We start from the raw sequence: 18606 nt of genomic DNA, 5'->3' as shown, positions 1-18606 counted from the left end.
ATTACTGGCAGGCAGATTGCATTTGAATGGAGGAATTGTATTTAAAAACCTTTAAACAAAAAATCATGGAAGCACAGGCAATTATCATCACACTTATTTTAGGCGCAATCGCCGGCTGGCTGGGGTCACAATTATTCCAGGGAAGCGGACTTGGGTTGATCGGAAATATCATAGTAGGAATTTTGGGAGGCTTTGTCGGATACTGGTTATTCGGCTTGCTGCATATTAGCCTTGGAGGCGGATGGATAGGTTACATTTTAACCGCAGGTATTGGGGCCTGTATCTTGCTAGCAGTACTGAATTTAATTATTCCGCGACGAATTTGATAAAGGAAAAAAATGATCACAAGGCGCTTTATTAAAGGCGTCTTTTTTGTGCCTGTCCGTCAGCCGTCTAGTTGGTCCAAAGGATACTGCATTAAAATAAAATGACCATTTGTTCGTTACATATCAATACCTGTAGAATCCGATACCCGATTTCCCCTATTTTCCCTTGTTTTCATTCGTATTGTGAATAGATAAAATTGGCAGGCGGATTGCAACTCATACAATATTCGTTTTATTATTTAATCCTTTAAGGAAAACAGTATGGAAGCATTAGCAATTATAATTGTATTAACGTATGGCGCACTGGCAGGCTGGGTAGGAAAATTATTTAAAGGCAATAACCTGGAATTAAATGCAAGCGTATTGGCAGGTATTTTCGGTGGCTTGATAGGATACGTGGTTTGTGCTGCAACTGGCATTAATTCCGGACAGGATTGGCAGGGATATGTTTTAACGGCAGCCTTTGGTGCATTCTTTTTATTGACCTTGTTGAATATGATTATTCCAAAAAGAATTTAATTTTATTGCAAAATTATTTGATAAGATACCTTGTAAAGAGGTATCTTTTTTTATGCCTAATGTTTTAATTTTATACAAATCTTTTTTATGACAAGCATTGAAATAGTAAAACAGAAAATCATAAACATAGTGATGGGTATGGACAATGAGGCAGCATTGCAGGTATTGCATGATGTGGTAATCAAATTTAACAACCCTTCTTCGGTAGTGGAAGACGAATTGACAGATGAAGAATGGAACGAAATAGAAGACGATATGAAAGAAATTGAAGCCGAAGAATTAAAACGCCAGGAAGAAGTGGTGGAACATTTGAAGCAGTGGAAGAGCGGTAAATAAATTTTATGTCTGATGTCTGATTCCTTCGAATCGTTTGATCGTTAAATTACACGTTAGATTCAAAAATTTACAGGGTTAATTAGAATTTCTGTTTGTTGTTTGTGCTATTAATAAACATTCTGCAAAACCCAAATCATATAACTTGCATCCTCAACACGTAATTAACTTAATGGGGAACGAAAAAACAAATAAATTTTTTGCGAGAGAGAAAGCTGCGAAGCAATTTCCGAAATTTTTAATTTATGTTGTTTCTACATCAGGCAAGTAATTCACAAAAAGAAAAAAATCAGGCATCACAAAATCAGCCATAAGCCATCCGTATGGGTGTAACTGAAATAAAACTTTATAACTCACATGTCTGCAGAAAAAATTTTAGGCGATTGGAAAAAAAGATCATTTAAGCCGGTGTACTGGCTGGAAGGAGAGGAAGATTATTACATAGATAAAATTATGAACTATGCCGAGCATCACCTGTTGCCGGAAAGTGAGGCAGGTTTTAACCTGTCTGTATTTTATGGCAAAGATGCCAACTGGAGCGACATTGTAAATGCCTGCATGCGCTATCCCATGTTTGCCGAAAAGCAGGTGGTGCTGCTGAAGGAAGCCCAGCAAATGAAAGACATTGATAAACTGGAAAATTATATCGAACATCCGCTTGCATCCACCATTTTTGTAGTAAGCTATAAAGAAAAAACGCTCGACAAACGTACCAAGTTATACAAGACCATTAAAAAAGATGGTGAAGTATTTACCTCAGAAAAGATCAAAGAATACAAACTGGTGGAATGGGTTACGGAGTATATCAAAGCGCAGGATTTCAGCATGTCGCAGAAGGGTGTTTTGTTGCTGGTAGATCACCTTGGCAACGACCTGAACCGTATTGTAAATGAGTTGGAAAAGATTACGGTCAACCTCGGCCAACGCAAAACCATCACTGAAGATGATATTGAAAAATATGTTGGCGTAAGTAAAGAGTATAATGCTTTTGAGCTGCAGGCCGCCATGAGTAAAAAAGACCTGGCAAAAGCCATCCGCATCATCCAGTATTTTGAAGGCAATCCCAAAGCCGCACCCATACAATTGGTGTTGCCCGCGCTGTATGGTTATTTCAGCAAACTCTACATTATTTTTGGTATGACGGACAAAAGCGAAAATGCAGTCAAGCCATTTTTTTACAACAATCCCTTCGCCGCAAAAGAAGCCATCGCCACTGCAAAAATATATGGTTATGAAGGAGTAGAAAGAGCCTTACTTTTATTGCACGAATACAATTTAAAAAGTGTTGGCGTAAACGACAGCGGCACATCAGATGGCAGTTTGCTGAAGGAAATGGTGGTAAAGATGATGGGATGATAACCTGTCTCCGCCGCGCCGGACAATATCGGCTGATGAATTTTAGTAAATCGCTCGGATATAATTTAGTTCGCTTTTTATTTTTTTTGAAGCCCGGCAGATGTACTGCTATTAAGCTTGACAGGCGTCGCACTCTTTTACAAAATAACATTATTGGACCATACCCGAACACCCAAACGCAGTGAAGAAATATCTAAGCAGGAAATAGCAGAAGCTGAGATATTAATACACCCATAACTTATAATTCATAACTCATAACTCAGGAAGCGCTTCCATTGCCGCAATCTTATCCAGTGCCAGCTGAGCTTTCAGCGCATCCAGCCCGTTAAATTTTACTTCGCTCCGCAGATGTTTGATCAGTGTGATGGTCAATGTTTCTCCATAAATAGCTTCATCAAAATTAAAAATATTTACTTCAATCACCCGGTTGGTTCCATCCACGGTAGGGCGAACACCAATATTCATCATCCCCGCTTTTTGAATGTTGAATGTTGAATGTTGAATTATAACAGCATATACTCCGTTACCAGGTACCAGTTTATTTTCATTGTTTATCTGCAGGTTGGCAGTGGGGTAGCCAATGGTGCGGCCGAGCTGATTGCCTTTAATTACAATGCCACTGAAAAAATAATCGTAACCTAAACAATTGCGTGCTGTATCCACATCGCCCTGTAAAATGGCTTCTCTGATTTTGGTTGAGCTGATGGTCACATCTTCCAGCATGTACACCGGTATTTCTTTTACTTCGTAATTATATTCGGCGGCCTTTTCTTCCAGCAATTTGTAATCGCCGCTGCGGCCTTTACCAAAACGGTGATCATAGCCAATGATAATCGTATGCGGATGAAAAGTATTTACTAAAAAATCGCTGATATAGGCTTCTGCAGTTTGATTGGCGAAGGCTTCCGTGAAAGGAATCACTACCAGGTGATCAATATTTAATTTTTCGAGCAGGCTGATTTTTTCTTCCGGGGTATTAATCAAAAAAAGTGGTGCCCTTTCTTTAGCCACAATTTGTCTTGGGTGTGGATCAAACGTAATAATCACTGTTTCGCCATTTACTTTGGCTGCCTCGCTTTGCATCAGTTCAATGATCTTGCGGTGGCCATTGTGCAGGCCATCAAATGTGCCGATGGTGATGACGGCGTTGCGGAACGGGGGTAAGTGCTGTATATCGTAGTGAACTCTCATTTTTAGTGGTGCAAAACTACCTGAAAATTTATTAATGGATAATTGCAAATTGAAATTTAGTTTTGCGGTTCAAATATTTTTATGAGTCTTTACAGTAAAAGGGGCGTTTCAGCACAGAAAGAAGAAGTACATGCGGCTACAAAGCACCTCGACCAGGGATTATTTGCCAACGCGTTTTGCAAAATTTATCCTGACTATTTAGGTGGTGACGATGATTATGTGAGCGTAATGCATGCAGACGGTGCCGGTACTAAAAGTATCCTGGCATATTTGTACTGGAAAGAAACAGGCGATATTGCAGTGTGGAAGGGAATTGCACAGGATGCTATTGTGATGAATTTGGATGATCTGTTATGCGTTGGCGTGTATGATAATATCGTTTTTAATTCAACTATAGATCGTAACAAAACTATCATTCCCGGTGAAGTGTTGAGCCAGGTGATCAATGGCTCACAGCAGCTGTTTGATGAATTAAAAAGCTTTGGCGTGCATATCCATTACCTCGGAGGTGAAACGGCAGATGTAGGCGATGTGGTGCGTACGATTGCGGTAAATGGCACCATGACTTGCCGCTTCCTGAAAAGCAAAGTGATCAGCAATGATAAAATTAAAGCAGGTGATGTAATTGTAGGCCTGGCGAGTTACGGACAAGCCACCTATGAAACAGAATACAACAGCGGCATCGGCAGCAATGGCCTTACCAGTGCAAGACATGATGTACTGAGTAAATATTACGCCGATAATTTTAAAGAAAGTTACAACACCAGTCTGGATGAAGCGGTAGTGTACATCGGAAACAATAAACTAAGTGATGCCATTACATTCACCATTGACAATTCACCATTCACCACAACGGTTGGCAAATTGATTTTATCACCCACCAGAACTTACGCACCGGTATTAAAAGTGTTGCTGGAAAATGAGTTTGATAAAATACATGGCCTGATCCATTGCAGTGGTGGAGGCCAGACCAAATGCATGAAATACCTGCCGGAGACGTTCAGGATTGTAAAAGACAATTTGTTTGAAGCGCCGGAAATTTTTAAGCTCATTCAAAAAAGCAGTGGCAGCAATAACCGGGAAATGTACGAAGTGTTTAACATGGGCTGCCGGCTGGAAATTTATTGTGCGGCTCAAGATGCGGAGTTAATGATTTCTACTGCCAAGACATTTAATATTGATGCGCAGGTAATCGGCAGGGTAGAGGCGAATGATAAAAAGGAACTGGTTATAAAATTGAAAGACGAGACAATTGTTTATTGAGTTGTACAATAAGAGACGATACCTTTTCAAAAGGTGTCATCTCTGAGGAAGAGCTTGTTGATCAGTAGTTATTGCTCCTCTAAAACAAATGTGATTGGTTGCTTTTTGTAAGCAGTTACAGTATGGTTGTTTTGTATTGCAGGCATCCATCTGGGACCTTTTTTTATAAGGTCAATACAGGCCAATGCAGTTTTACTATCCTTGTAATTTTCAGTTGTAATGTCTGTCAGGCTGCCATCTTGGTTTACTACAAATGAAACTATCACTTTGTATTGCCCGGCTTTCCATCCTTCTGTAAGGGTATTGTAGGATCGAGGTGCTTTTGGAGGTAGTTTTTCCACGCAGAATCACCGCCGGGAAATTTTGGCTGGTTTTCTACCTGGCTAAAAATTTTGTCGCTTTTTAATATTGCTACCTGGTTTTTTCCTTCGGGGGCTGAGTAATTATTTTTCTTGGTAATAATAAATACTACGCCTTTCTTTGCTTTTTCACCATAGGTTGCTTTTATCTTTTCATTATTTAGCACTTCTATTTTTTCTATATTTTCAGGAGGAATGGCATTCATTGCTTCCTCATTTTTTTCTTCGCCATCAAAGATGTACAGGGGAGTGATCAAATTGCCATTTTTGTCTTCTACTGACGATATTATTTGAAGAGGAGCAACAGTACTCATTTCTTTATTTTCCTTTTTTATGGCCGCTTCATTGTTTAGCTCGTGTTTGACAGCATTGTCCTTTTTGACTGCTACATCGGTAAGTTTATTAGATTGGACCTCCTTAACAATTTTGACCCCATCATCAATAATAAGTGCCTCGTCGATATTTAGTTTTGTTTCATTATCGATTGTATTTTCATCAATAGTGGCATTTTCAAAAATAAGGACGCCATTCGCTCCAGCCTGGCCATATTTGCTAATAGCTTCCTTGCTTTTTACTTTAAAAATTGTCAGGTGCTTTGCTGTTATAATCTTATTTTTTAATGCGCCAAAATTCATTATTTTACTGTTCACTATTATCAATAGTGAGGCGCTGGAATTTGTAACAAGATTTTTTTCTGCTGTTTCAGCCATCATATCACTCACCTTCCTGGTTACTTTATTCACTTTAAATGAAATTGTTGAGGGTGTAGAATCGACCTTTGCAGTTGGACTATCGTTATTGTCACTTTGCACAAGTGCATATTTTTCAATCGCCGACAATACATTTTTAGCAATGGTTTCTTTTGCCTCCTCTGTTTGCATGTAGGCCAAATCTTTATTGTTTGTGATGTAACCAGCTTCAATTAAAACAGCCGGACAAATAGTTTGTTTTAAAACCCAAATTCCCGTTTCTTGCTGAGCCGGTAATTTATTTACCGGTATTTTATAATCATTCGTAAACTCATTGATGATTGCCGAAGCGAATAATTTGCTGGGGTATGTATTTCCATCGCTTTCCCTGGCGACAAAAACACTCATACCACTTTTTATATTGGCTGAATCTTTTGAAGCCGCATCAATATGGATGCTGATAAAGAGGTCCGGGTTTTGCGCTTTACTAAAATCAGCCTTCTCTTTAGGACTTTGATAAATGTCCGTTTCCCTGCTTAGCACAAGGTTGATATCCTGGTTGAGGTTCAGCGCTTTTATTTTTTTTGCGATAGAAAGGTTGAGGTCTTTTTCTAAAATTTTTCCGTCTGTGCTGGCTGCGCCAAAGTCTTGTCCACCATGGCCTGCATCCAACACTACCGTTATTTTTTTACCGTGGTACACAGGAGCATTGGTAATGGTTTTTGTTTTTAATGTAAATGCTGCGAACAATAAAGCAGCCACAGGCAATACAAGCACACGCCCGATGTAGCCCGCTTTGGGATTTTTGTTTTTTGTCAACATAAGTAATCTTCGTTTTATGGGTGAATAGAAAAAAGGATTGGTCAACGGAAAACGGTGCTGCGGGTAAGTGGCCTGCAAAATCATGGCAGCAAAAGCTTCAGTGTCGCTTTCTTCCACGGCTATTTTGTCGGCCATAAATTCGTGGATCATGTTTAGTTCTTTACGTATCATCCAGAAGAAAGGATTGCACCAGAAAAAGATCAGCACTGCATTGATAAATAATTTATCGTAGCTGTGTTTTTGTTGTACATGCGCCAACTCATGTTTAAAAATCTGGTTGCCGGTGGTGGTGGTAATATCAATATAATCGTTCCAGAAAATGTATTGCAAAAAAGAAAAAGGCGTTCCCTTTGCTGTTGTATTTACAAAGTGAATATTGTCTATAACCGTTTGTCGGTGCTGTTTTAAGAGGGTGCGGATTTTTAATAACACCTGTATAAATAGTATAAAGAAGACGCAACATACCAGGCTATATAACAGGTATGCAAATTGTTCGGCAGTGAAGTTATCACGGCGGACGGTTAATACAATTTCATCCAGGTATTCGTTGCTGCTGCCGACCACCTGTAATAATGTAATGCTTGTAGCTGGTGCATCTGCATGATGCTGGATATTGATTTGAACAAGCGGTGCCAGTAAAGACAAGACAATGGTGGCCAGCAAATAAAACCGGTTGTACTGGTGAAATATTTTGTTGCGTAACAACAGCCAGTAATACCCAAACAAAACACCTGAGCAAATAATAACTTTCAACACGTAAAATGCGAATACAAGCATGGGAAATAGTTATGAGTTATAAGGTATAAGTAGTAGGTTCTAAGTTGTAAGTAAGTGTTACCTGGTTGAAAGAATTGTTAATTATTAATTATTAATTTTTAATTCTTAATTAATTAAGGCGCTTATTTCTTTTTTAGTTGCTTCAGTAACAGCTCCAGCTCATCAATACTTAAATTGTTTTCTTTTACCATAAAGGAAACGGCATTGCTGAAATTGCCTTCAAAGTAGCCTTTTACCAAACTCTTCATACTGCTTTTACTGTAGGAATCTTTGCTTACAAGCGGATAGTACTGGTGCATGCGACCAAACACTTTCAGGCCTACAAAATCTTTTTCTGTCAAAATTTTTATGATAGTGGCAACTGTATTGCTGTGCGGTTTGGGGTTGGGCAGTTCTTCAATGATCTCTTTTAAAAATGCTTTCTCCAGCTTCCAGATCACCTGCATAATTTGCTCTTCTGCTTTGGTTAATGTCTTCATTTAAAATCGGTTTTAATTTTGTGAAACAAATCTATAACTAATAATTTAGTTTTACAACTATTTATTTAGTTATTAAACAGATTTAACATTTACCTTTGGAAAAATTAATTTTTATTGCAGGGATTCATTAGGTTAAATTTGCATCCGCGGCGGTCGGCACTGAAGGTCAGACCGCCTGAGTAGTAAGCTGATTGCAGAAAGCTTTTACGAATTGAGGAGGGTGCCAAAAGCTATAAATGTACACGTGAGTGACACAACGATGTCGCCATGAAATACAGCTGCCGGTAAAATAAATAACAACTACAAAACACAAACAAACCATGTCTCAGGCCTTAATTGAACTAAAGAACGCAAATATTTACCAGGGTGCTAACCTGATTTTAAGTGATGTAAATATTACCGTGGATAAAGGAGAGTTTGTATACCTCGTTGGCAAGACCGGAACCGGTAAAAGCAGCCTGCTAAAAACAATGTATGGCGATCTTGATTTTAAAGAAGGTGAGGGAACGGTGGTGGGCTATAACCTGAAAGAACTGGACTGGAAAAAAGTGCCCTTTCTGCGCCGTAACCTGGGTGTTGTGTTCCAGGATTTTCAATTGCTTACAGACAGAAATGTAAACAACAACCTGAAGTTTGTTTTAAAAGCTACCGGATGGAAGGATGAGAAGCTAATGGATGAAAAAATAAATGACGTATTGGAAAAAGTGGGATTGAAAACAAAGGGTTTTAAAATGCCTTTTGAGTTGAGTGGTGGCGAACAACAGCGAATTGATGTGGCGAGAGCTTTGCTGAATTCGCCGAAGTTAATACTGGCCGACGAGCCTACCGGAAACCTGGATCCTGAAACAAGTGACGAGATTATGCAGTTGCTGTTCAGTATTTGCAAAGACTATAATACTGCCATTGTAATGGCCACGCATGATTATATGGTGATCAACAAATTTCCTGCAAGAACGATTAAAACCGAAAGAGGTAAAGTGCTGGACAATGCCAGTATTACTATGTAAAAAGTATATTCTTACTGCTGACTCCAGAAAATTTCGATTAGCTTGTCTGCATTTTTTTGATTGTTATACAATCGCTTCAACACCTGTTGCCTGTTCTCATTTTCCTCCAATGCATAAGGCTTTGTGTACAATTTTTTGATAGTGTTTTTAAATTCCTCTGCCGTTTCTGCAATGGTGCAAAGGTTGTCCAAACCAGATCCTGTTACCCCGGCTTGATTCACCAGGCAATGCCTGCCGTTGTAAAGTGCGTTTAGTAATTTTAGTTTTACACCGGTGTTATTAAAAGAAGGTAAAATATTTATCTGCGCTTTTGCAATCATGTCATGCAGCTCCTTGTCGGATGGATTTGATACGAGACAGGTATGCGCATGCTGGTGGGCCATAAACTCCAGTTTTTGAGATGGGTTTTTACCGGCAATTACAAATGGAATTTTGAGATCCTGAAAAACTTCCTGCAGTAACCAAATCGCCGCAGCTTCGTTTTCATTGATGGCGAGGTTGGCATGGTACAGGCAAAAGCAGCCGTTACCTTCCCTTCCCGCCGCCTTTTCATACGGCAGAAAAACGGGCAGGTGATCGATGTGTGTGGCTTTAAAATTTTGCTGGTACAAGGCTACATCCTGCGCACTAACCGCATTGATATTTACTTTACCGGCCAGTTTGTTTTCATATTTTTTTAGCAGCGAACTTTCATGCTGGTAATACATTTTTTTCAATGGGCTGCTTTCATGCAGGGCCAGCTGATGATAATATTCAAACTCGGCATTGTGCAGGCGTAATAAAACAATGCGGTTGCGCAGCTGACCTGTATATAAATGCCAGGAACAATGTACGCCTTCAATTAAAACGGGGTAGTTGTCTTGTTGTAAGTTCTTTAACAATTCTGCTGATTTTCTTGTACTAACGATAAACGGTACACTAAAAGAAAACCGGGTCCAGCTTTTTTTGCGTTGATAATAATACACCTTAGCGCAATATTTATTCAACTCTTCCTGCTCTGGCCTTTCATTTACAAAACAGTGCAGGTAAATTTTAACATCGTTCTGGTGCAGGGTTTTTATTTTATAGAACAGGTCCATAACGCCGCCAAAGTCTGCCGGCCAGGGCACATCGTGTGTAATGATATGTAAATGTCTTTCCGCCATTGTTAATTTGCCAGCAACCTGTTATAAAATTCAACCAACTTTTTTGATTCCCGCTGCCAGTTGTATATTTCCCTTGCTTTAAGGCAATTGGCTCGCAGCTCACTATGTAAAACTTCGTTGTGGAGTAAATTGTTCAGTTGCCGGGCAAGGTTTGTAATACCGGTATCATCCACGAGCATAGCAACAGGTAATTGCTCATTGATTTCCCTGTAAACGGGATAGTTAACGCACAATTGCGGAGTACCGGCATGCAGGTAGTCGAAAAAGCGGTTGGCAAGGGAATAATAGTTGCTTAATCCGGCATCATCAAAAAGTGTTACACCAATATAAGCCTGCTGTGTGATGGTCCTTAGTTCGGCTGGTGTTATCTTCCCTTTAAAAATTACTTTTTGCTGCAGGTTATTTTTTGCAACCAGTTGCCTTGCCTGCTCCATAAAATTGCCATCACCGCAAATGATTAATTTGCTGTCTACCAATTTCATTGCAGGTATCAACGTTTCAAAACAACGGCCTTCGTTTACCGCTCCCTGGTACAAAATAAATTTTTCAGTTTTTGTTTGTAATGGCAGGGTTCTTACCAATGCAATATTTCTTATCACTTCGTATTGTACGCCATACATTTTGTTGAATTCCCCGGCAATGGGCTGGTTCACAGTATAGCCATGCGGAAATTTCGGTACGGCAAATTTTTCTATTCTTTTCCACGTTGCATAGATCGGCGGGCGGGTGGCAATTTCTTTCATCTCACAAAACAACTCATGTGCATCATATACCCTTTTTATAGTTTTTATCCGGGAGATAAAATAGCAGGGCAGAATGGTATCCAGGTCGATAGATACAATGCAATCCATTTTTTTGAATAACAGAAAAAAGAACAACCTGAAGTTATAAGCTGCATAAAACATTTTACCTTTTTCAACAAAGCAGCTTATTCTTTTTTGCGCAAAAGGCTGTGGTGTTAGCGGAATGGAGTTTTTCATTTGGCGACCTACCAGAGTAACATCGTATCCGGCTTCGGCAAGGGAAGTGCAAATGCGGATCATACGCTGATCGTACGTAAGGTCTGTAGTTACGGTACAAAATATCCTTTTTGCTTTTTGGGGAAGCATAGTTTTGCCTGCATGGATATTAGACTTGTTATTGTTCATGAAAATAGCTTTGGCATTGACGCTGCATCAGCTGACAACAATTTCTTTATTGCCTGCGCAAATTACTGTTTATGAAGCATTATAGATGCGTTCTATTATTTCAACCGTTTTAAGTCCTTCGGCGGCACTGGCAAAAACGTGGCTGTCATCATCCAAAGCCATCAGCAGGTTTTGGTATACTTTATCGTGGTTGCTCATACTGCCCTGGTAGTACCCATAGCCATTGGCCGGGCTGCCTTTTTCAAGAATTGGTGTTTCCATACCTGCGACATTAAAATACTCTAATTTGTTGAGGTATTGCCCGCCAATTTTTACAGTTCCCCTCTCTCCAAAAATAGTAAAGGAACCTTCCATATTTTTTTCGAAGCTATTTACGGTATAATTTAACGAACCAATAGCACCATTGGTCATATTGAACAAAACCGCGCCACAGTCTTCAAACTCAATTGCGGGGTGTGCTTTATTGGCGGTAATTTTTTTTACAACTTCCACATCTCCCAACAGCCAGTATAATAAATCAATAAAATGACTGAACTGCGTAAACAAGGTACCGCCATCCAATTTTTTAGAACCTTTCCAATCCGTATAATATTCAACCGGCCGGTTCCAGAAGCAATTAATTTGGAAACTATAAATTTCACCCAGTTTTCTTTCGTCAAGCAGCTTTTTCAACACAATTACAGGAGGATTGTATCGGTTTTGTTTAACTACAAATAATTTTCTTTTAGCGATTTTGGCTGCCTGTAACATTGCGTTACCTTCGGTTACCGAAATACATAAAGGTTTTTCGCATAATACATGAAGGCCTGCATGCAGAGCCTGTATTGCGTGGGGAGCGTGCAGTCCGTTAGGCGTACAAATACTGACAAGTTCAAGGTTTTGTTCTGCTGCCAGCAATTCTTCAAATTGATGATATGGAGTAGCTTTGTAATGGGTTGCCAGGTCATTTGCCTTTGCCGGGACAATATCGCATACTGCTTTTACGTTTGCCAACTGGCTAATTTGTTCTGCGTGACGCCAGCCAATTCTTCCACACCCTATAATAGCAAAATTTTTGTGCATATAATTATGGCAAATATGGCAGATTATTGAATAATTTTAAAGAAAAATATAAATACAATATCAATAAAAACAACTAACCTTAACAACTAAACAATCAACTTATGCCCCAAGAAGTTACCAATGCAGCGCAAGTACATCCCCCAAGGCCCTTGTTTTTAACCGTTCTATGTGTACTTGGCTTTATCGGGAGTATCACCAGTATCGTTGTAAATGCCATTGGATTTTTTAATGCTGAAACCGAAGTAGTGCAGATAAAATCCGGTACCCAAAAAACTCAGTTGAGAAATCTATTTGGTAAAGCCGACGCCTCCCAGTTGTCGCTCAGTAATCTTACCCCCGAAAATTTTCAAAAATTTTCCGTAGGTGGTATTGTATCGGCTTTATTGTGCCTGATTGGTGTTGCACTGATGTGGAATTTTAAAAAATCAGGCTACTACTCTTATGTATTAGGTACTTTTTTTACATTAATCACCCATTTTTTATTATTTGGTGAAGAAGTCGGGGCTATGAGCCTGTCGCTTATTTGGGCCTTGATACAATTATTGATTGTGATTTTATTAAGCAGATTTTTAAGTGCCATGGACAGGGATTAAAATTTGGCGAAAATCAGCTTTTTACATTTTATATAAATATTTCTAACCTACTGAAAAGTGCTGCAACCGGTAAAAGCCATTGCGGCACTTTCATTAACACCCTTTATTATTCAAATAACTTTGCTATCGTAATAAAATCAAATATTTTTCCTACTTTTGCATCCGAATAAAAAAAGAGATAATTTAACAAAGACGTTATTAAAAACAAAGAAATGCCTTATTTAACAATCGAAAAAAAAGCGAAAATTTTTACAGACTTTGGTGGTAAAGCCGCCAACACAGGATCAATTGAGGGTCAGGTTGCACTGTTAACAGAGCGTATCAACCATATTTCTGATCATCTTAAAACCAACAAAAAAGACTTCTCTTCTCAGCGTGGACTGATGATGATGGTGGGTCAGCGCAAGCGCTTACTTACTTATCTCAGCAAACACGATTTGACAGGCTACAGAGGTTTAATTGAAAAGTTAGGTCTACGTAAATAAAACAACTACAATGTTTAAATAAATTAATTCCCAACTATAGTTTTACAGTTGGGAATTATTGTTATTTATACCCGTTTTTCAAACGGGAAATTGCATGCCTTTTCTAAATAATTTTATAAAATAACAATAATGAGTTTAACAACTAAATCAGTAACCTTTGATATAGGTGGCGGCCGTATGGTAACCATTGAAACAGGTAAAATGGCCCGCCAGGCAGATGGTGCGGTTACAGTGCAGCAGGGAAATTGTATTTTATTGGCTACCGTGGTGGCAAATAAAGAACCAAAAGAGGGGCAGAATTTTTTCCCTTTATCGGTAGATTACCAGGAAAAATTTTCGTCAGCGGGTCGCGTACCTGGCTCTTTTTTCAAAAGAGAAGCCCGCTTAAACGATTACGAAATATTAACCAGCCGTTTAATTGACAGGGCGCTTCGTCCTTTATTTCCGGAAGATTATTTATGTGATGTACAGGTATTGATCAGTCTTGTATCGAGTGATGCGGAAGTTTTACCGGATGCATTGGCTTGCCTCGCAGCTTCTGCAGCATTAGCCGTTTCTGATATTCCTATCCAGGAAATTATTTCTGAAGTGCGTATCGCAAAAAAGAACGGCGCATTCATTATCAATCCAAGTCGTAGCGAACTGGCAGAATGTGATCTTGAATTCATCATTGCCGCTACTGAAAAGAACATCATGATGGTGGAAGGTGAAGCCAAAGAGTGCCAGGAGGAAGACCTGGTAAAGGCTTTGGAACTGGCGCATGACGCCATCCGCATCCAGATCAAGGCTCAGGCAGACTTAAGGGCAGCATTGGGGATTACGGCAAAAAGAGAATACACCAAGCCTTACCGCAACGAAGAGTTGAATGAAAAAATTATCGCTTTTGCAAAAGATAAAATGTATGCCATTTCATCAGCTGCCTCTGCAAAACATGAAAGAAGCGATGCTTTTGATGCTTTGAAAAAAGAAGTAAAAGAATTTCTGGGAGAAGAATTGCCTGCTGAAGATAAGGGCCTGATAGGTCATTATTTTGGTGAATTGCAATACAATGTTGTAAGGGACATGATCCTGAACGACAGAAAGCGTTTAGATGGAAGGGGTACTGAAGATATTCGCCAGCTGGATATGGAAACCAGTATTTTGCCAACACCACACGGATCTGCATTGTTTACCAGGGGAGAAACCCAGTCACTGACTACAGTAACTTTTGGAACACCTTTGGACGAGTTGCTCGTAGAAAGCGCTTTCAAATCTGACTATACTAAATTCATCCTGCATTATAACTTCCCTCCGTTTTCTACCGGTGAAGTAAAAATGATGAGAGGCGTAGGCCGCAGGGAAGTTGGTCATGGTAACCTGGCTATGCGTTCATTAAAACAAATGATGCCCGGTAAAGATTATCCATATACTGTAAGGGTTGTTAGTGATATTCTGGAATCAAATGGTTCTTCTTCAATGGCTACAGTTTGTGCAGGTTCACTGGCATTGATGGATGCAGGTGTTCCCATTAAAAAGCATGTTAGCGGGGTTGCAATGGGCCTAATTACCAAGGAAGGAAAATTTGCCGTATTGACAGATATCTTAGGCGACGAAGATCACCTGGGAGATATGGATTTTAAAGTTACCGGAACACGTGATGGTATTTGTGGTGTACAGATGGATATAAAAGTAGATGGTTTAAGCATGGATATTATGCGCCAGGCATTGGAGCAGGCACGTAAGGGACGTTTGCACATACTGGATGCAATGTATGCCTGTATGCCTGCGCACAGGGAAGATGTGAAACCACATGCTCCGAGAATGGTTAAACTTACAATTGATAAGGAATATATTGGCGCAGTGATAGGGCCGGGTGGTAAAGTGATACAGGAAATGCAGCGTGAAACTGGCGCTACCATTAATATCGAAGAAGTAAACAATGTTGGTGAAGTAAGCGTATTCTCCGCCTCCAAAGAAAGCCTGGATAAGGCTGTAAACTGGATTAAGGGATTGGTAGCTGTACCGGTAGTAGGGGATACTTATGAAGGGACTGTGAAAAGTATTAAAGAGTTTGGTGCTTTTGTAGAGTTTCTTCCTAAAAAAGAAGGGTTATTGCACATCAGTGAAATAAGCTGGAAGCGCCTGGAAACAATGGACGGCATCTTTAAAGAAGGCGACAGGGTAAAAGTTAAATTGCTTGAAATTGATCAGCGTACCGGCAAATTTAAATTGAGCCGTAAAGCGCTGATGCCAAAACCTGAAGCACAGCCCAAAGGGTAGGCATCAACCGGCATTAATTCACATTGAAATATATTTAGTACTCCGGAAATCAAACTCCGGAGTTTTTTTTATTTAATCAACGCAAGCCGGGCAGTATTAAATCGGCTTACCTGTATTCATTTTGCCTACATTGCAGGCTCATCAAATTATCTTTCGCACCAGCGATATAAGCCCCCAATTTTTACATGCAGTATTTATCATTTGATTTTGAAATAACAAACTCCGGCGAATCCGAACAATTGGTTGCCTTATTGAGTGACCTGGGATTTGAAGGTTTTGAAGAGACCGACACTTATTTACATGCTTTTATTCAGCAGGAGAAATTCAGCGACACGGATTTTGCAGGTGTTATCCAATTGTTTGAGACGGTTGCGTACACCGCTGCAACCATCGAAAACACTAACTGGAACCAGCAATGGGAAGAAAGCTTTGAACCTGTTGTGGTAAATGATTTCGTTGCCATACGGGCGCATTTTCATCAACCCATTAAACAGGTAAAGTATGAAATTATTATCACGCCTAAAATGAGTTTTGGCACAGGCCACCATGCCACCACCCATTTGGTTATTGAACGAATGTCATCAATTGATTTTGAAGGCAAACAGGTATTGGACTTTGGTACCGGAACAGGAATTTTAGCTATCCTGGCGGAGAAGCTTGGGGCTGCTGCCGTGCTCGCAGTTGACAATGATGAATGGAGTATCAACAATGCCACGGAAAATATCATACAAAATAGTTGTACCAACGTTGTGATTGAGCAACATAATAGCATTCCGGTCGTTAAAAAATATGACATTATTTTGGCCAATATCAATCTCAATGTAATCACAGCTAATCTTGACGCCATTAAATTGGTTGCATCGCCTGGGTGTCAGATTATTTTTAGTGGTTTTTTAAAAGCAGATGAGGGTACCATGAAGGAAAATGTTGCCGCTCGTGGGCTTCAGTATGTTTCCACCCATCAAGATGGCAACTGGATTACCATGGAAGTTATAAAATAGCGTTATGGTTTAATGTGATGATTAAAAATGACTGCTGAAAAGGATAATTCAATATATTTGTAAACTCAACTCACTAAAGAAACGATGAAAGAATTATTATTATTAATCATTGCTTACTTTATTGGTTCTATACCAACCGCTTTAATTGTTAGCAAAAGCTTTTTTGGCGTGGATATACGCGATTATGGAAGCGGAAACATGGGCGCTACCAATACTTTCAGGGTATTGGGTTCGCAGTATGGAACGATTGTAATGATCATAGATATAATCAAGGGTGTAACGGCTGTTTGCCTTTTCTACTTTTTACCTTCTTATTTACATGACGAATGGGCGAGAACCAATTTGATGGTTGGACTGGGACTATCTTCAGTATTGGGACATGTATTTCCCATTTTTGCTCAATTCAGAGGCGGTAAAGGTGTAGCAACCTTATTCGGAATGATGCTGGCAATACAACCTGTTATTGCTGCCAGCTGTGTAGGTGTGTTTTTGCTGGTGTTATTTTTTACCAGATACGTCTCCCTTAGTTCGATATTAGCGGGTCTTTTTTTACCCATATGCGTTTTGTGGATTTGGAATGATGATGTGACTATATACAGAATATTCGCCGTACTGGTAGCCGCTATGATCATTCTTACCCACCAGAAAAACATAGTGAAAATCCTTCGTGGTAACGAAAGCCGTATTCCCATCTTAAAGTACCGGGACAGACGTCGTGCCCGGCGAAAATGAAGCCTTTCCAAATCTTCGTCATATTGATAAATAATGTTTGCAAACTGCTGCAGGCTAAATTGGTACACCAATTGTTTTGTGTAGGATAAAAATATATCACAATGAAAAAAATAATTTTTCTATTGGTTGCTACTTCTGTTTTTGCAGCATGCAGCCGGAATGCAGTAACAGGGCGCAGGCAACTAAGTTTATTGCCGGAAAGCCAGTTGCAGGAAATGGCCTTAACAGAATATAAAACCTTCCTTTCCCAAAACAAGGTTGTAAGTACAGGTGCTAGTAAAGATGCAGAGATGGTCCGCAGAGTAGGGTCAAGAATTGCCTCAGCAATTACAGAATACTACACCAAACAAGGTAAGGGAGACGTATTATCGGGCTACAACTGGGAATTTAACCTGGTAGACAACAAAGAAGTAAATGCCTGGTGTATGCCGGGGGGGAAAGTGGTAGTATATACCGGCCTGTTGCCGGTTACCCAAAATGAAGCAGCATTGGCTATTGTGTTAGGGCATGAAATTACCCATGCTGTGGCCAGGCATGGAAACGAGCGGATGAGCCAGGAAATGCTTACGCAGGGACTTGGTTCGCTTGTAAACGTTGCTACCGCTAATAATCCCAAAGTAAATAGCATCTTTAATACTGTATATGGACCCGGGAGTCAACTAGGTTATTCGCTTCCCAATTCCCGGAGCCAGGAGTATGAGGCCGATCATTTTGGATTGATATTCGCTGCTATGGCAGGCTATAATCCCAGGGAAGCAGTTACTTTTTGGGAAAGAATGGCTGCAGCCAGCGGAGGGCAGAAACCACCTGAATTACTAAGTACGCATCCTGCAGATGCCAACAGAATTGAGAAAATAAAGGGATTCATGAATGAGGCATTGAGTTACTACAAGCCTGTAAAATAAAATTGAATTTAGTTGTGAATAAAAGACCTTCCTTCAGGAGGGTCTTTTTATTTGCCGTTCCAAAAAAAGCGGTAACTTTGCGCATTCCAATTACATTTTTGTCGCAGTATTATCCATTTCTTTTTAAAAACTCCTTACTATACCTATTAGTGTAT

Annotated in this window: 19 protein-coding genes; 12 read left to right on the top strand and 7 right to left on the bottom strand. The window is 39.7% G+C overall.

Annotation, left to right across the window (positions count from 1 at the left end; all coding sequences use genetic code 11):
* Nucleotides 1-65 precede the first annotated feature (65 nt).
* From JWR61_RS12265 to holA, 4 genes are all read left to right on the top strand, one after another.
* Nucleotides 66-326, top strand: coding sequence for a GlsB/YeaQ/YmgE family stress response membrane protein (locus tag JWR61_RS12265; protein WP_290336085.1), 261 nt, complete (start codon nucleotides 66-68; stop codon nucleotides 324-326).
* Between the two features lie 261 nt (nucleotides 327-587).
* Nucleotides 588-845 carry a hypothetical protein gene (locus JWR61_RS12260; RefSeq protein ID WP_290336084.1) on the top strand — a complete coding sequence of 86 codons (258 nt, stop codon included), beginning with the start codon at nucleotides 588-590 and terminating at the stop codon, nucleotides 843-845.
* Between the two features lie 87 nt (nucleotides 846-932).
* Nucleotides 933-1181 carry a hypothetical protein gene (locus tag JWR61_RS12255; protein ID WP_290336083.1) on the top strand — a complete coding sequence of 83 codons (249 nt, stop codon included), beginning with the start codon at nucleotides 933-935 and terminating at the stop codon, nucleotides 1179-1181.
* A 354-nt stretch (nucleotides 1182-1535) separates the two neighbouring features.
* A complete protein-coding gene (gene holA, locus JWR61_RS12250) occupies nucleotides 1536-2534 on the top strand; it encodes a DNA polymerase III subunit delta (protein WP_301928090.1) in 999 nt (332 codons plus the stop codon).
* Between the two features lie 252 nt (nucleotides 2535-2786).
* Here holA and JWR61_RS12245 read toward each other — a convergent pair whose 3' ends face one another.
* Nucleotides 2787-3725, bottom strand: coding sequence for a bifunctional riboflavin kinase/FAD synthetase (locus JWR61_RS12245; protein WP_301928089.1), 939 nt, complete (start codon nucleotides 3723-3725; stop codon nucleotides 2787-2789).
* Nucleotides 3726-3806: 81 nt separating this feature from the next.
* On the opposite strand from JWR61_RS12245, the gene JWR61_RS12240 reads away from it, so the two are divergent.
* Nucleotides 3807-4988: an AIR synthase related protein gene (locus JWR61_RS12240; RefSeq protein ID WP_301928088.1), complete on the top strand. Its 1182-nt coding sequence runs from the start codon at nucleotides 3807-3809 to the stop codon at nucleotides 4986-4988.
* Between the two features lie 68 nt (nucleotides 4989-5056).
* Here JWR61_RS12240 and JWR61_RS28260 read toward each other — a convergent pair whose 3' ends face one another.
* The 3 genes from JWR61_RS28260 to JWR61_RS12230 form a co-directional block, all read right to left on the bottom strand.
* Nucleotides 5057-5254 (bottom strand): energy transducer TonB, encoded by a 198-nt coding sequence (locus JWR61_RS28260; RefSeq protein ID WP_367881800.1) that lies wholly within the window; start codon nucleotides 5252-5254, stop codon nucleotides 5057-5059.
* Nucleotides 5251-7635 carry an N-acetylmuramoyl-L-alanine amidase gene (locus JWR61_RS12235; protein WP_301928087.1) on the bottom strand — a complete coding sequence of 795 codons (2385 nt, stop codon included), beginning with the start codon at nucleotides 7633-7635 and terminating at the stop codon, nucleotides 5251-5253. The genes JWR61_RS28260 and JWR61_RS12235 overlap by 4 nt, the downstream gene beginning before the upstream one ends.
* A 122-nt stretch (nucleotides 7636-7757) precedes the next feature.
* Nucleotides 7758-8114, bottom strand: a complete 357-nt coding sequence (locus JWR61_RS12230; RefSeq protein ID WP_290336077.1) for a BlaI/MecI/CopY family transcriptional regulator — start codon at nucleotides 8112-8114, stop codon at nucleotides 7758-7760.
* A 320-nt stretch (nucleotides 8115-8434) separates the two neighbouring features.
* On the opposite strand from JWR61_RS12230, the gene JWR61_RS12225 reads away from it, so the two are divergent.
* Complete coding sequence (locus JWR61_RS12225) at nucleotides 8435-9121, top strand: cell division ATP-binding protein FtsE (protein WP_301928086.1); 687 nt, start codon at nucleotides 8435-8437, stop codon at nucleotides 9119-9121.
* An 11-nt stretch (nucleotides 9122-9132) separates the two neighbouring features.
* On the opposite strand, the gene JWR61_RS12220 is transcribed toward JWR61_RS12225, so the two are convergent.
* The 3 genes from JWR61_RS12220 to JWR61_RS12210 all read right to left on the bottom strand — a co-directional run bounded on the left by JWR61_RS12220 (nucleotide 9133) and on the right by JWR61_RS12210 (nucleotide 12476).
* Nucleotides 9133-10266, bottom strand: coding sequence for a glycosyltransferase (locus JWR61_RS12220; protein ID WP_301928085.1), 1134 nt, complete (start codon nucleotides 10264-10266; stop codon nucleotides 9133-9135).
* Between the two features lie 2 nt (nucleotides 10267-10268).
* The gene (locus tag JWR61_RS12215; protein ID WP_301928084.1) at nucleotides 10269-11414 is read right to left on the bottom strand and encodes a glycosyltransferase family 4 protein; all 1146 of its coding nucleotides are present in this window, start codon (nucleotides 11412-11414) and stop codon (nucleotides 10269-10271) included.
* A 69-nt stretch (nucleotides 11415-11483) separates the two neighbouring features.
* Nucleotides 11484-12476 carry a Gfo/Idh/MocA family protein gene (locus JWR61_RS12210; protein ID WP_301928083.1) on the bottom strand — a complete coding sequence of 331 codons (993 nt, stop codon included), beginning with the start codon at nucleotides 12474-12476 and terminating at the stop codon, nucleotides 11484-11486.
* Between the two features lie 101 nt (nucleotides 12477-12577).
* On the opposite strand from JWR61_RS12210, the gene JWR61_RS12205 reads away from it, so the two are divergent.
* The 6 genes from JWR61_RS12205 (at nucleotide 12578) to JWR61_RS12180 (ending at nucleotide 18451) form a co-directional block, all read left to right on the top strand.
* Nucleotides 12578-13069, top strand: coding sequence for a hypothetical protein (locus JWR61_RS12205; protein ID WP_290336070.1), 492 nt, complete (start codon nucleotides 12578-12580; stop codon nucleotides 13067-13069).
* A gap of 212 nt (nucleotides 13070-13281) precedes the next feature.
* Nucleotides 13282-13554, top strand: coding sequence for a 30S ribosomal protein S15 (gene rpsO, locus JWR61_RS12200; RefSeq protein ID WP_290336069.1), 273 nt, complete (start codon nucleotides 13282-13284; stop codon nucleotides 13552-13554).
* Between the two features lie 129 nt (nucleotides 13555-13683).
* Complete coding sequence (pnp, locus tag JWR61_RS12195; RefSeq protein ID WP_301928082.1) at nucleotides 13684-15813, top strand: polyribonucleotide nucleotidyltransferase; 2130 nt, start codon at nucleotides 13684-13686, stop codon at nucleotides 15811-15813.
* Between the two features lie 185 nt (nucleotides 15814-15998).
* On the top strand, nucleotides 15999-16814 hold the full coding sequence (prmA, locus tag JWR61_RS12190; protein ID WP_301928081.1) for a 50S ribosomal protein L11 methyltransferase: 816 nt from the start codon (nucleotides 15999-16001) through the stop codon (nucleotides 16812-16814).
* A gap of 84 nt (nucleotides 16815-16898) precedes the next feature.
* Nucleotides 16899-17546 (top strand): glycerol-3-phosphate 1-O-acyltransferase PlsY, encoded by a 648-nt coding sequence (plsY, locus tag JWR61_RS12185; protein ID WP_290336066.1) that lies wholly within the window; start codon nucleotides 16899-16901, stop codon nucleotides 17544-17546.
* 101 nt (nucleotides 17547-17647) lie between these two features.
* Nucleotides 17648-18451 carry a M48 family metallopeptidase gene (locus JWR61_RS12180; RefSeq protein WP_301928080.1) on the top strand — a complete coding sequence of 268 codons (804 nt, stop codon included), beginning with the start codon at nucleotides 17648-17650 and terminating at the stop codon, nucleotides 18449-18451.
* The last annotated feature ends 155 nt before the right edge of the window (nucleotides 18452-18606 follow it).

This window comes from Ferruginibacter sp. (assembly GCF_028288465.1).
GTDB lineage: Bacteria > Bacteroidota > Bacteroidia > Chitinophagales > Chitinophagaceae > Ferruginibacter.
This window is presented reverse-complemented; position numbering and strand designations above follow the sequence as displayed.